Source organism: endosymbiont 'TC1' of Trimyema compressum, assembly GCF_001584725.1.
GTDB lineage: Bacteria > Bacillota > TC1 > TC1 > TC1 > TC1.
In genome coordinates this window covers 877,615-891,883 of record NZ_CP014606.1, presented here as the reverse complement: position 1 = coordinate 891,883, position 14,269 = coordinate 877,615, and the positions used below count along the sequence as shown (strand labels likewise).

Genomic DNA, 14,269 nt, shown 5'->3' with positions numbered 1-14,269 from the left:
AAGGATGAGGCTAGAAATGGAAAAAATGCCTTTATATGAAGCATTGAGAGCTTATATTAATCAAAATACAATACACTTTGATGTGCCAGGTCATAAACGGTACCCTAAAGAGAATATTTTAAAAGAGTTTATGGAACATTCAATGTTAGATTTAGATGTAAGCTCTGCAAAACCCATTGACTCAATTGGAAATCCTAAGGGGCCTATTAAAGATGCTTCACAACTTATGGCAAGAGCTTTTTTTAGTGACACTGCTTTTTTTATGGTTAATGGCACTACATCTGGTGTGCAGAATATGATAACAGCAAGCGTGGAACCTAGAGATAAAATTATTTTGCCACGAAATATTCATAAATCAGCTATGAATGCCCTTATTCTAAGTGGCGCAGAACCCATTTATATGGAACCTGTCATTGATGAAGCGTTAGGGGTTTCCCATGGAGTTACTATGGAAACTGTGAAGAATACTATTTATCATAATAAAGATGCAAAAAGTATTCTTATTATTAATCCTACTTATTATGGTGCAGCATCAGACTTAGAAGAGATTACCCGTGTTGCTCATGATAATGAAATGACTGTATTATGTGATGAAGCACATGGTGGTCATTTTTATTTCAATAAAAATCTTCCTATTGGTGGCATGGAAATTGGTGCAGATATGTCTGCTGTTAGTCTTCATAAAACCTGTGGTTCATTGACTCAGAGTTCAGTTTTACTCTGTCATAAAAAATATTTAGATATTTCTAAAGTCAAGAAAATGGTTGATTTAACGCAAACTACTAGTCCTTCTTACCTCTTACTGAGTAGCTTAGATGTTGCTCGCTATTTGTTAGAGGAAAAAGGCGAAGAACTACTTGAAGAAGCTCTCCAATTAGCCAATTATGGCAGACAAAAAATTAATGAAATTGGTGGTTACTATGTTATTGGAAAAGAAGTGGTTGGAAGGCCAGGTTTTTTTGATTTAGATGAGACTAAATTATCTATTCATGTTTCAAGTATTGGATTAACTGGAATTGAAGTATATGATATATTAAGAGATGAATACAATATTCAAGTAGAAATAGGGGAAGTTCATACTATTATGGCTATTGTAAGCATTGGTGATAAAAAGGAGTGGATAGATGCCTTAGTATTTGCTTTAAAGGATATTAAAGAACGTTTTGCCACTAATAAAAAAATAAAGTCAGCCTTCTTATTTAGTCGACCACAAATGGTGGTATCACCGAGGGAAGCTTTCTATGCAAATAAGAAGACAATTCCATTAAAGGATAGTGTGGGAGAAATTTCTGGTGAATCAGTAATGGCTTATCCGCCAGGTATTCCAATAGTAGCCCCAGGAGAAAAAATTACAATGGAAATTTTAAATCATATTGAATTTTTAAAAAATCAAGACTGTATTTTAACGGGATTAGAAGATCCGAGGATTGAATATATCTATATTTTAGGAAATTAGGAGAAGTGTTATGGAAAAAATGAAAGAAAATGTTGAAACTTTTATGGCTTTTGATAAGGACTTTAATGATGCCAATATAATTTATTTTGGCGCACCTTATGATGGAACGGTTTCATTTAGACCAGGGACACGTTTTGCTCCAGAGGCCATCAGAAGAGATTCTTATGGTCTTGAAACCTATAGCCCTTATTTCAGACTGGATTTAGAGAAAGATACAGCAGTTTTTGATGCTGGGGATTTGCTTCTGCCCATAGGCAATAGAGAAAAAACTCTGGAACTAATTTATGGTTTTACAAAAAGAATATTAAGACATAAGAAAATTCCTTTTATGGTTGGTGGTGAACACTTAATAAGTTTATCAAGTATTAAAGCAGTTTTTGAAGCCTATAAGGATCTTCATATTATTCATTTTGATGCTCATGCAGATTTAAGAGACACTTATATGGGAGAGAGTTTATCTCATGCCACTGTTTTAAGAAGGATATGGGAAGTGGTAGGTGATAACAGGATTCACCAGCTGGGCATTCGTTCTGGTCTAAAGGAAGAATTTATGTTTTCTAGAAATCATTGTAGTATTGAGCTCTATAGAATGGATTCTATAGAAGATTTAGTTGAAGAACTAGGTAGTAAACCAGTTTATATTACATTTGATTTAGATATACTTGAACCAGGTTTGTTTTCTGGTACAGGAACACCTGAACCAGGAGGTGTTACTTTTAGAGAAGTTATTGAGGCATTTAAAAGCATGATATCTTTAAATATTATTGGTGTTGATGTAGTGGAATTGTCCCCTAATTATGATCAAAGTGGTGTTTCAACTTTATATGCTTGTAAAATTATTAGAGAATTAGTTTTAGCTATGAATTCTTAAATATAAAATGCTATTATCTATTGCTATTTTAGCTATTTAAAAATATAATAATTAAGGTAATAATTTCAAGGAGCGTACTAGAAAATGGCAAATAGAAAAAAACAATTATATGGATTTAACAATTTAACTAAGACACTTAGTTTTAATATTTATGATATATGTTATACTCATACTGAAGAAGAGCAAAAAAAATATACTGAATATATTGATGAACAATTTAACTCAGAACGACTTACTAATATATTAGAAAATGTAACGGAGATTATTGGGGCATCAGTGTTGAATATAGCTAAGCAAGATTATGAGCCACAAGGTGCTAGTGTAACATTATTAATATCTGAAGATGAAGTACCAGAGGATTCTATTGATCCTTCATGTAATAAAGGTATTATTCTACCTAAAGATATAGTTGGTCATTTAGATAAAAGCCATGTTACTGTCCATACCTATCCAGAAACACATCCGAGAATTGGCGTATCTTCATTTAGAGTGGATATTGATGTATCTACGTGTGGGAAAATATCTCCTCTGAAAAGCTTAGAATATCTTATTGACAGTTTCGATTCAGATATTATTAATGTAGATTACCGAGTTCGTGGCTTTACTAGAGATTTAAGAGGTAAAAAGTGTTTCATTGACCATAATATTTCTTCAATTCAGGATTTTATTCCTAGAAGACTTGAGAGCCAGTATCAAATGATTGATGTAAATGTTTATCAGGAAAATATTTTCCATACTAAAATGTTATTAAAAAATTTCATTTTAGATGAATATTTATTTGATGTAGATGCAGCTGATTTAGCTGAAAAACAAAAAAACAAAGTAATTAAAGAAATTAAAAAAGAGATGCAAGAAATTTTTTATAGCAAAAACATGTAATTTTAAATCATGAGATTTAAGTCTCGTACTTTTTTATTATTGACAGGATATAGTTAGGGCATAGATAATGTGATATAATATCTCTGTAACTATATTTAGGGGGGTAATGTTATGGAACTATGGTTTTCTGAAATGCACACAGAAAATACGAAATTTTCAATTAAGATAAAAGAACAATTATTTCATGCTAATAGTCCTTTTCAAGAAATCGATTTTTTTGATTCAGAGGACTTTGGGGTTTTCTTTACTTTAGATGGATTAATGATGGTTAATGAAAAAGATGAATTTATTTATCATGATATGATTACCCATGTACCTATGGCTGTTAACTCGAATATTAAAAAAGTATTAGTAATCGGTGGTGGTGATGGAGGAACCGTAAGAGAATTAACGCGTTATCCTTCTATTGAGACTATTCATATGGTGGAAATTGATGAAATGGTAGTGAATGCTTGTAGAGAATATTTACCATTAACAGCTGAAAATCTAAATGAACCAAGAGTTTCTTTGTTTTTCGAAGATGGAGTAGCTTTTATGGAAAGGCAAAAAGATGCCTATGGTTTAATTTTAATTGATTCAACAGATCCTATTGGACCTGGCGAAGGATTATTTACAAAAACTTTTTACCAAAGTTGTTATGACGCTTTAAAGGAAGATGGTATTCTCATTAACCAACATGAGAGTCCATACTATACCAGAGATAGGGAAGCTATGATTAGAGCACACCAGAGAATTAAGGAAAGTTTTCCAATAGCTAAAGTATATCAGTTTCACATGCCAACTTATCCTTCAGGACATTGGTTATTTGGCTTTGCGTCAAAAAAATACGATCCGATAGAGGATTTAGATGTAGCAAGTTGGAATAGATTTAATTTACAAACTAAGTATTATAATACAGATTTACATAAAGGTGCTTTTGCGTTACCAAATTATGTAAAAAATGCACTTGAAGCCTAGTGTCTTTAAGAAGCAATTAAGTAATTACTTGCTTCTTTTTTTATTTTCAATTTCTTTATAATAAAGGATTTGTAATCACTTACACCTTTAAAATACTAAATAGAAGTAATATAATGAAGATAGTTGAAATTTGAATAATAAGTAGAATAAGGGGGACTATTAGTGTATTTAAGTGTAGAATTGCCACAAGCAGTTAAAATGATTTTAAAAGAAGTAAAACCTAAAGAAATTGAGTATATTCCATTATTGGATAGTTTAAATAGGGTTGTTGGAAAACCCATATATGCAGAAAGTTGCATTCCTCACTTTAGAAAATCACCTTTTGATGGCTATGCTTTAAAGAGTAGCCAAATTAAGGGAGCCAGTGATATTAATCCGATTACCTTTAAGGTTATTGGTCTGGTTAAAGCTGGCGATAATTTAGATCATATAATTGAAGCTGTAAAAATTATGACTGGTGCACCAGCACATCCATTTTATGATGCTGTCGTTAAAAAAAGAAAAAACTGATAAAGGGGATTGTGAAGTAAAAGTCTTTGCTGAAGTACCTCCTAACAGAAATGTTATTGGTATCGCGGGGAAGATGTGAATAAAGGCGAATTAGTGGTAGCTGAATCAGTTAAAATTCATCCTAATATGAGATTGCTATGTTCAGTAATTTGGGAATGGCTCAAATACCAGTCTTTAAATAATGCTATTATTAAAGGTATAGCAGAAAATGATTTATTGATTACAACTGGGTGGTGTGTCTGTCGGGGATTTTGACTTTTTAGGCAGGGCTTATTCGGCTTGTAATGTAAAAAAAATATTCTGGGGTGTGCGCATGAGACCGGACTCACCAATTTTAGCAGGAAAGAAAGATGGCAAGTGTATTATTTCTTTACAAGGAAGTCCAGCAGCATCCATGATTACTCTATGAAAAAATAATAGTACCTGTTATTAGAAAAATAAGAGGTTATAAAGATTATTACAAAAAGACATTACATGGTGTTTTAATGAATACTTTTGACAAAGGAAGCCCAGTGAAACGCTTTTTACGTGTATTAGTTAAACCGACTGATAAAGGGTATGAGTTGTTTTTAACAGAAAAGCAAAATGCAGGTGTTTTATTATCTATGGTTTATTGCAATGGATTGGCCGAGGTGGCTTCTTCAGACACATCAATAAAAAAGGATCTGCACTACCTTTATATTTACAGATGAAGGAGGCTTTTAGGCGCTACCTATTTTGAGTTTTGCTGGTTATAGTAACTCTGGTAAAACTACTTTGATTAAAGAGGTAGTGAAGCAGTTAAGTAAGAAAAATATTAGGGTAGGTGTTATTAAACATCACCATCAACTTTTGGAACTGCCACCTGATAAAGATACTACTTTTTTCAAGGAGTGGAGCAAAAAGGTTGCTTTAGTTGGTAAGAATGGCTATCAATTAACTGTTTTAGATGAAGAAGAACCAATTATAGAAGTTGCTTTAGCAGAATTCAAAGATATGGACTTAATTATTATAGAAGGATATAAAAAGCAAGGATTTTCAAAAATTGAAGTTATTGGTTTTGGCGATAGTCGATTAGATATATCAGAAAATGATTTAGTAGCTTTAGTAAGCGCTTAAGATTTGGAAGCAAATGTGCCTGTCTTTCAACGCAATGATGTAACTTCTCTGGTAGCATTTATAGAAACATTATACTTTAAGGAGGATACAAGAAAAAATAGTATTGTAGTTTTAATTATGTGAAAAAGTAAAAATATGAAAAGGAGAAGATGAATGATTTCTATGACTCTTAATGGCAGAAACATTGAAGTTTCTGAAAATGAAAATTTAGTAGAAATTGCTAAGGCACATGGCTTTCATATACCAACATTTTGCTATGATAAACAGCTAAAAGCTTTTTCATGTTGTCGTATTTGTGTTGTTGAGGTAAAAGGCAGAAAAAATTTAGTTGCTGTTTGTTCAACTACCCCTACAGAAGGAATGGTAGTAGAGACCCATTCTGAAAGAGTAATGAAAGTGAGAAGAGATATACTATCTCTTTTAATTGCTAACCATCCTAAAGATTGTTTAACTTGCTCTAAGACAGGTGATTGTAAACTAACAGGAGTATTGCTTTGAGTATGGTGTTAAAGATAGCCTTTATGTAGGGGATTCTAAATGTTATGCCATTGATGATAGTAACCCAGCATTTGTTAGATACATGAATAAATGTATTCTCTGTGGAAAATGTGTTGCAGTCTGCCGGGATATTCAAGTAACAGGAACTATTGATTTTATAGGCAGAGGATTTGATACAAAAGTAACTACAGCATTTGATGAAGATATTAGCACAGAAAACTGTAGACTATGTGGTCAATGTGTTAGTGTCTGTCCTACTGGTGCCTTAATGAATAAACAATTAGAGCATATCCGTCCTTGGAATATTAAAAAAGTTAGAACGACTTGTCCTCTTTGTGGTGTAGGCTGTAATTTTGATTTAAATGTTGCTGATAATAAAGTAATTGGTGTTACACCAGAAGAAGCAACTGTAAATAAAACTTTTCTTGTGTAAAAGGACGTTATCACACGGATTTTATTAATAATCCTGAGAGAATAACTAAACCCTTAATTAAAAGAAATGGTGTTTTTGAATAAGCTACTTTTGAAGAGGCCTATGATTATATTATACCAAAAACTAAAGGCAATTAAAGCTGCAAATGGTCCAGATGCTATTACTGGCTTAAGTTCTGCTCGTTGCACCAATGAAGATAACTTTGTTTTTCAAAAATTGTTTAGAGTGGCTTTAGGAACAAACAATATTGACCATTGCGCGCGAACCTGACATGCTCCTACTGTTGCAGGTCTTGCAACTACACTAGGTAGTGGTGCTATGACAAATTCTATTAGTGAAATTACAGATGGTTATGATGTATTTTTTATAATAGGTTCAAACACTACGGAAGCACACCCGATTATTGGTAATAAAATGAAGCAGGCTATTAAAAATGGCACAAAAGCAATTGTTATTGACCCAAGGAAGACAGAGTTGGCCAAAATGGCTGAGTATTGGCTACCTTTAAATTCTGGTACTGAAGCAGCTCTTGTCAATGGCTTAATGCATATTATTATTAAAAATAATTGGCATAAAAAAGATTATATTAAAGAGAGATGTGCGGGATTTGATGCTATTGAAGAAATAGTTAAAAATTATACACCAGAAAAAGTAAGTGCATTTACAGGCTTATCAGAAGATATGCTTTATAAGGTTGCAAAATTATATGCAACAACTGAAAAAGCTGGCATTTATTATACATTAGGTATTACAGAACATACAACAGGAACAGCTAATGTTATGAACTTAGCTAATTTGGCTATGATTACAGGTCATCTAGGTATTAAAAATGGTGGCATTAATCCATTACGAGGACAAAATAATGTTCAAGGTTCATGTGATATGAGTGCTTTGCCAAACTATTATCCTGGCTATCAAGATATTAATAATGAAGATAAGAGAAAATTGTTTGAAAGCAAATGGGGTGTAGCCCTCAATCCAAATAAGGGTCTAAAGATTCCAGATATGTTGGATAAAGCCATTACAGGTGAATTTAAAGCCATGTACGTAATGGGTGAGGATCCTGTACTGACAGATCCAGATGCTAACCATGTTAAGAAGGCCTTAAAGAGTTTAGATTTATTAATTGTTCAAAACCTCTTTATGTCAGAGGCTGCAAAAGAAGAAGATGTTATTTTACCAAGTAATTGCTATGCTGAAAAAGATGGTACATTCACTAATACAGAAAGAAGAGTGCAGAGAGTTAGAAAAGCAGTAGACTATCCAAAAGGGTGCAAAAATGAATGGGATATTTTAGTGGATATTGCTAAACAATTAGATGTTAAGGGATTTGACTATGAAAAATCTGAGGATATTATTTTTAATGAAATAAAAGAAACAACATCACAATATGCTGGTATTACTTATGAGCGAATTAATCAAGACGGGATTCAATGGCCTTGTCCATCAGAAGACCATCCAGGAACGCCTATTCTGCATATAGGGCAGTGTTAACTCAAGGAAAAGGGGTTTTATATGTGGTACCTGTTGACTATGAGCCACCTGCAGAACTAGTAAATGAAGAGTATCCTATTCTATTAAATACTGGACGTATGCTTTATCACTATAATGTTTCAACAAGAACCTCAAAAGTTTTAAATGAAATCAGACCTTATGAAGAAGCAGAGATTAATCCGAAGGATGCGTTGGCTTATGGTTTAGATAAAGATAGTGTCATTCGCGTAACTTCCAGAAGGGGTTCTATTACTACTAGAATTAAAATTACGGACCGAGTTAGTCATGGGAGTATTTTTATGACCTTTCACTACAAAGAGTCTCCTGTAAATGAATTAACCAATGCTGCAGCTGATCCAATTACAAAAACGGCGGAATATAAAGTTGCAGCTGTGAGAATTGAAAAGGAGGAAGCATAATGGAAAGTCAATTCAAGAAAGAACATGAAAAAGAGTTGAGTATTCTAAATCCCTATATTGATTGTAAGAAAACAGAAAAAGGGTCGCTGATGTCTATTCTTCATAAAACTCAGGATTTATTTGGCTATATTCCAGAACTAATTCAAAAATAAATTACTGAAGCCTTGAAGATTCCTGTTTCTAAGGTTTATGGCGTTGTTACTTTTTATTCTTATTTTATTCTGGAACCAAAAGGTAAGTATATTGTTAATGTTTGTATGGGAACTGCTTGTTCTGTTAAAGGCTCTGATGCTATTTCTGACCGCTTTAAGCAAGAACTGGGAATTAACAATGGAGAGACAACGGAAGATGGCTTATTTACTTTAGAGGATGTTCGTTGTATTGGTGCTTGCGGTCTTGCTCCTGTTATTATTGTAAACGGAAAAGTCTATGGTAATGTAAAGGCAGCTGATGTCCCAAATATTATTAAAGAATATGCTGGGGTGAATCATGAGTAGAATAAACACAATGGAAGCCTTAGAGGCTATAAGAAATACACAGCAAGAAACACTAAAAATTAGAGATGATCATTCAGTATATGAAACAGATAAAAAACATGTCATGATTTGTGGTGGTACAGGTTGCCTTTCTTCAGAAAGCCAGGAGCTAATGGATACAATGAATGCACTTTTAGAAGAAAAGAATTTAGCAGATAAAATCAGTGTTGTTAAAACGGGTTGTTTTGGATTTTGTGGTCAAGGCCCTATGCTTTTGGCGGTTACGGCGCATTAGGTAAAAGCCTTTTAGCTATGACTAAAGAGGCTGTTATTGCTGAAGTCAAAGATAGTGGCTTACGGGGCCGTGGTGGTGTTGGATTCCCAACAGGTTTAAAGTGGGAGCTTACAGCTAAAAATGAAAGTGACCAAAAGTATGTTATTTGTAATGCTGATGAAGGTGACCCAGGGGCATTTATGGACCGTTCCATTTTAGAAGGTGACCCCTCATGTTGTAATTGAAGCTATGACTATAGCAGGCTATGTTATTGGAGCCAACAAAGGCTATATTTATATAATAGCAGAGTATCCTACAGCAGTTGAACGGTTACGAATAGCCATTGCTCAATGTAAGGAATATGGTTTTTTAGGAAATAATATATTTGGAACTGATTTTTCTTTTGATTTGGAAATTTGTTTAGGTGCAGGTGCTTTTGTCTGTGGTGAGGAAACTGCCCTCATTGCCTCAATTGAAGGTGAAAGAGGTATGCCGAAAAAAAGCCACCTTTTCCAGCTCAATCTGGGCTTTGGGGTAAACCAACTTTAATTAATAATGTGGAAACTTATGCAAACATTCCTCAAATTATCTTAAATGGAGGAGCTTGGTTTAGAGAGAAAGGTACTGAGGGTTCTCCAAGCACTAAAGTTTTTGCTCTCGGTGGCAATATAAACACAGCAGGTTTAGTAGAAGTACTTATGGGCACAACTATCAGAGATGTTATTTTTGAAATTGGTGGTGGCATTCCAGATGGTAAAGGATTTAAAGCAGTTCAGACAGGTGGTTCATCTGGCGGTTGTATTCCTAAGGAATATTTAGATAGCCCTATTGATTTTGATGTTTTAGCTAAATTATGGTCAATTATTGGATCAGGTGGCATGATTGTAATGGATGATGAAACTTGTATGGTTGATATTGCTCGTTTCTTTTTAGACTTTACAGTTGATGAATCTTGTGGCAAGTGTACGCCTTGCCGTGAAGGCACGAAAAGGATGCTTGAAATCCTTGAAACTATTACAAGAGGCGGGGGGAAGGTACTCCGGATGATGTTAAGATGCTGGAAAGCCTATCTGATACGATTCAGAGTGCTTCTTTATGTGCTTTAGGTCAAACAGCATCTAACCCAGTTTTATCAACACTAAAGTATTTTAGATATGAATATGATGCCCATGTTAATGAAGGTGAAAAAACATGTCCAGCAGGAACTTGTAAGGCATCATTAGAATACTTTATTACAGATAAATGTATTGGATGCACAAAGTGTGCTAGAAATTGTCCTGTATCCTGTATTGAAGGTAAAGTTAAGGAGAGACATGTTATTAGAACAAAAGACTGTATTAAATGTGGCAACTGTGCCACTGTATGTCCTATTCAAGCAGTCTTTAAGCAATAAAAAAGTTTAAAATATAAATAAAACCAAGTATTGGAATTAGCAATACTTGGTTTTTATTGTAAAATACTTAACTTTTATTCGTGGAAAAACAATTAGATGGAAAAGAGCTATATTATAAAAAAGTAATGATTAAGTCATTGCTTTTTTATTTTGGAAAAGTAGTTTTAACCTCAATTGCCTTGCCAAGAATTTGAAAATCATTTTTATTAAGATAGATAAAAGACTCATAGTCAGAATTTTCTGCTTTGTAAGTGTTGTTTGTTTTATCTTCACAACTAAGACCTAATAGGTAATCTGTAGATACATTAAAGTAAGAGGCATAGGCTGCTAGTGTTTTAAAGTCTGGCATTCTTATGCCTTTTTCATATAGTGCTATGGATGATTGAGAAAGATTGAAAATAGAAGCTAGTTCTTTTTGTGTTAGGTTTTTTATTTTATTACTAAACATGATAGTGTCTCCTTTTTATTTAACTAAAAGTTGTTTTATATTACAAATATTACTAAAAGTAATTGACATTATACTTTTTACACTATATCATTAGGTTAAATATTCTCATTTGTAATATTACTTAATGTGATATATCAATAATAACATAATATCACATAATGTCATAGTTTTTTTATTGAAATAAATAAGAAGGAGGGAAAAATGTGTTAAATGCGCTCCGTATTTTTAGGCAAAAAAAGAAAAAACACAAAAAGAAATGGATGCTGAGTTGGGGATTTCCTATTCATTTTATAGAAGTGTTGAGTATGGTTATAGAAATCCATCTCATTCATTTGTGAAACAACTCAAAATTACATATCCAGAGTTTGATATTAACCAATTATTTATATGTCAGGAAAATGATTAAAGTATAAGCACCTAAAAAGCCACTGATTTATCAGTGGCTTTAAACTTATATTTTAAAAATGTAGTTTTATAATTCCTTTTCAACTTGGATAACTTTACCAATAATAATGTAATCTTTTTGATTTGTAATAACCAATGGATCATATGCATGATTTTCAGGTTTTAGTATAGTCATGTGGTCTTTAAAGAGTATTTTGCGAACTAAGGGTTTTTCTTCTTTTTTATCTAGAATAAGGAGAATATCCTCATGCTTATATGCTGCATCTTTTTCCAGGAGTATTATAGCTCCATTAATAATACCTGCATCTTTCATACTATCATCAGTAATTTTATAAAGAAAAAGTTCTTGCTCATTTTCCAGTAATGTTTTTGAGGGAATATAAGGATAGGATGTTTCATTAACTAAAAGGTTGGTTTCTCCTTTTGAATATTGAATATCATCAATAAGAGGTATAGATATTCTATGATTGCTGTTTGGGGTAAAAGATATTCCCAGTAAATAGTCAGCTGATACATTAAAAAAATCAGCGAATTTAATTAATGTGGCAAAATCTGGTTCACGTTCACCTTTTTCATAAAAAGCTATAGACGATTGAGATAAGTTGAAGTGCTTCCCTAGTTCTCGTTGGGTTAGCTTTTTATCTTTTCTCAAACTTTTTAGGCGTTGACTAAACATCATATTATCCTCCTATATGTTACTTATAGTATAATTGTAAACAATATAAAGGTATAAAAAAACAATATATAACAAAAGGGCATAATATTTCTAGATATAATTGATAAAAGCTAAAATATTATATACGATAATACTCTGTGTAATAATATTATGTTTTGTAATAAATAATTAAGCTTCATGTCTGCTATATGCAATAATGGAGTTTTGTTATATAATAAATAAGATTAGAGTTCGGTACAATAATTAAAAATACAAAGGAGGAAATGCCTAATTGGGAAATCAAGAAAAACCTAATACGGTGCAGATTATTCCTTTAGGTGGTGTCGGAGAAGTAGGCAAGAATATGACTGTAATTCGTTATAATCATCAAATGATTGTGGTGGATGCAGGGTTAATAATGCCAGAAGATGAAATGCTGGGCATTGATACTGTGATTCCTGATATTAGTTTTTTAAGAGAAAACAAACATCAGCTTATGGGTATAGTACTTACTCATGGTCACGAGGATCATATTGGAGCTTTACCTTATATTTTGGACGAATTAAATGTTCCTACTTATGGAACAAGATTGACTATAGGACTTGTTAAAAGGAAACTTAGAGAAAGAAGACTTAAACGGAAACCTAAGTTACATGTCATTTCACCAAGAGGTGAATTTAAGATAGGGCCTTTTAAAATTGAGTTTATTAAAGTCAGTCATAGTATTCCTGATGCAGTGGCATTGGCAATTCACACCCCAGTTGGTGTGATTGTACATACTGGAGATTTTAAAATTGATTTAACTCCAATAGACGGACAAGTAACAGACTTCTATAAATTCGCTTCTTTAGGTGAAAAAGGAGTACTTGCTTTAATGTCCGATAGTACAAATGCTGAAAAAAAAGGCTATACCAAATCCGAAAAAATAGTAGGAAAAAATATTGAAGCAATATTTCAGGAAACAAAAGGTAGAATTATTATTGCTAGTTTTGCCTCAAATGTTCATAGGTTACAGCAAATTATTGATGCAGCCAAAATCTGCAAAAGAAAAGTTTCCGTTATGGGACGAAGCATGGTTAACATGGTAGAAGTTTCACAACAACTGGGGTATTTAAAAATACCTAAGGGTTTACTTATGGATATAGATGAAGTTCTTCGACTACCTAAAGAGAAAGTCTGTGTTATTTCAACAGGCAGCCAAGGGGAGCCAATGAGTGCTCTTTCAAGGATTGCTGCAAAAGGACATAGAAAAATAGAAATTATTAATGACGACACAGTAATAATTTCAGCAATGGCAATTCCAGGAAATGAGAAGTATGTATCAAAATTAATTGATCATCTCCTAAAGTTAGGAGCTAACGTTGTTTATGGAAAAGCTGTGGATATTCACGTATCCGGTCACGCAAGTGAAGAAGATTTAAAACTAATGTTGACTTTGGTTAAACCAAAGTTTTTTATACCTGTACATGGGGAGTATAGAATGCAAATGGCTCATAGAGGCCTAGCCTTGGATATTGGTATGAAGAAAGAAAATATTTTTGTGCCAGAGAATGGCAATGTTATTGCTCTCAGTAAGCAAAAGGGCGGCATTGTTAATCGAGTTCATGCTGGTTCAGTGCTAGTCGATGGACTAGGAGTGGGCGATGTAAGTAATATTGTTTTAAGAGACAGAAAAATACTGTCAGAAAATGGCATAATTATTGCAGTTATCAGTATGGATAAAAAAGGTCAGATAGTAGCAGGACCTGATATTGTTTCAAGAGGATTTGTCTATGTGAAACAATCAGAAGAGCTACTGGATGAAATCAAGGAGAAAAGCTATCAAATTATTGAACAGCTTAAAAAAGAAAAAGTGAAGGACTGGTCCACTATAAAAACCAGAATGCGGAATGAGTTAGACAGTTTTGTCTATGGAAAAATTAAAAGAAATCCAATGGTCATTCCAATGATTATCGAAGTCTAAGAGAAATAAGGAGAAGAGTAATCTTCTCCTTATTTTATTG

The 14,269-nt window shown here is 33.0% G+C and carries 13 protein-coding genes and 3 pseudogenes; 14 read left to right on the top strand and 2 right to left on the bottom strand.

The window, feature by feature from the left end:
- Positions 1 to 4 precede the first annotated feature (4 nt).
- The 12 genes and pseudogenes from AZF37_RS05595 (at position 5) to AZF37_RS05550 (ending at position 10,758) form a co-directional block, all read left to right on the top strand.
- Positions 5 to 1,456 (top strand): aminotransferase class I/II-fold pyridoxal phosphate-dependent enzyme, encoded by a 1,452-nt coding sequence (locus AZF37_RS05595; RefSeq protein WP_088369941.1) that lies wholly within the window; start codon positions 5 to 7, stop codon positions 1,454 to 1,456.
- A gap of 19 nt (positions 1,457 to 1,475) precedes the next feature.
- Positions 1,476 to 2,327, top strand: a complete 852-nt coding sequence (gene speB, locus AZF37_RS05590) for an agmatinase (RefSeq protein WP_088370669.1) — start codon at positions 1,476 to 1,478, stop codon at positions 2,325 to 2,327.
- An 84-nt stretch (positions 2,328 to 2,411) separates the two neighbouring features.
- On the top strand, positions 2,412 to 3,206 hold the full coding sequence (gene speD / locus AZF37_RS05585) for an adenosylmethionine decarboxylase (RefSeq protein ID WP_088369940.1): 795 nt from the start codon (positions 2,412 to 2,414) through the stop codon (positions 3,204 to 3,206).
- 111 nt (positions 3,207 to 3,317) lie between these two features.
- Entirely contained in the window at positions 3,318 to 4,163 is an 846-nt protein-coding gene (speE, locus tag AZF37_RS05580) for a polyamine aminopropyltransferase (RefSeq protein WP_088369939.1), read from the top strand.
- Between the two features lie 162 nt (positions 4,164 to 4,325).
- The gene (locus AZF37_RS05575; protein ID WP_088369938.1) at positions 4,326 to 4,673 is read left to right on the top strand and encodes a MoeA family protein; all 348 of its coding nucleotides are present in this window, start codon (positions 4,326 to 4,328) and stop codon (positions 4,671 to 4,673) included.
- A gap of 75 nt (positions 4,674 to 4,748) precedes the next feature.
- Complete coding sequence (locus AZF37_RS10490) at positions 4,749 to 4,928, top strand: hypothetical protein (RefSeq protein WP_162473927.1); 180 nt, start codon at positions 4,749 to 4,751, stop codon at positions 4,926 to 4,928.
- Positions 4,929 to 5,158: 230 nt separating this feature from the next.
- Complete coding sequence (locus tag AZF37_RS05570) at positions 5,159 to 5,365, top strand: hypothetical protein (RefSeq protein ID WP_088369937.1); 207 nt, start codon at positions 5,159 to 5,161, stop codon at positions 5,363 to 5,365.
- A gap of 25 nt (positions 5,366 to 5,390) precedes the next feature.
- The gene (gene mobB, locus AZF37_RS05565; RefSeq protein WP_162473926.1) at positions 5,391 to 5,771 is read left to right on the top strand and encodes a molybdopterin-guanine dinucleotide biosynthesis protein B; all 381 of its coding nucleotides are present in this window, start codon (positions 5,391 to 5,393) and stop codon (positions 5,769 to 5,771) included.
- Positions 5,772 to 5,924: 153 nt separating this feature from the next.
- Positions 5,925 to 8,615 (top strand): annotated as a pseudogene (fdhF, locus tag AZF37_RS05560) (formate dehydrogenase subunit alpha).
- The gene (locus AZF37_RS12750) at positions 8,615 to 8,767 is read left to right on the top strand and encodes an NADH-quinone oxidoreductase subunit NuoE family protein (RefSeq protein ID WP_342668624.1); all 153 of its coding nucleotides are present in this window, start codon (positions 8,615 to 8,617) and stop codon (positions 8,765 to 8,767) included. The pseudogene fdhF and the gene AZF37_RS12750 overlap by 1 nt, the downstream one beginning before the upstream one ends.
- A 12-nt stretch (positions 8,768 to 8,779) precedes the next feature.
- Positions 8,780 to 9,112 carry an NADH-quinone oxidoreductase subunit NuoE family protein gene (locus tag AZF37_RS05555; RefSeq protein ID WP_342668623.1) on the top strand — a complete coding sequence of 111 codons (333 nt, stop codon included), beginning with the start codon at positions 8,780 to 8,782 and terminating at the stop codon, positions 9,110 to 9,112.
- A pseudogene (locus AZF37_RS05550) lies at positions 9,105 to 10,758 on the top strand (NADH-ubiquinone oxidoreductase-F iron-sulfur binding region domain-containing protein). Before AZF37_RS05555 ends, AZF37_RS05550 begins: the two are co-directional and overlap by 8 nt.
- Positions 10,759 to 10,903: 145 nt before the next feature.
- Here the strand turns inward: AZF37_RS05550 and AZF37_RS05545 are convergent.
- Positions 10,904 to 11,206, bottom strand: coding sequence for a helix-turn-helix domain-containing protein (locus AZF37_RS05545; protein ID WP_088369935.1), 303 nt, complete (start codon positions 11,204 to 11,206; stop codon positions 10,904 to 10,906).
- Between the two features lie 247 nt (positions 11,207 to 11,453).
- On the opposite strand from AZF37_RS05545, the pseudogene AZF37_RS13290 reads away from it, so the two are divergent.
- Positions 11,454 to 11,612: pseudogene (locus AZF37_RS13290) on the top strand (helix-turn-helix domain-containing protein); the annotation flags it as partial.
- Positions 11,613 to 11,678: 66 nt separating this feature from the next.
- Here the strand turns inward: AZF37_RS13290 and AZF37_RS05540 are convergent.
- The gene (locus tag AZF37_RS05540; protein ID WP_088369934.1) at positions 11,679 to 12,290 is read right to left on the bottom strand and encodes a helix-turn-helix domain-containing protein; all 612 of its coding nucleotides are present in this window, start codon (positions 12,288 to 12,290) and stop codon (positions 11,679 to 11,681) included.
- 268 nt (positions 12,291 to 12,558) lie between these two features.
- On the opposite strand from AZF37_RS05540, the gene AZF37_RS05535 reads away from it, so the two are divergent.
- Positions 12,559 to 14,229 (top strand): ribonuclease J, encoded by a 1,671-nt coding sequence (locus AZF37_RS05535; RefSeq protein WP_245611904.1) that lies wholly within the window; start codon positions 12,559 to 12,561, stop codon positions 14,227 to 14,229.
- Positions 14,230 to 14,269: the final 40 nt, after the last annotated feature.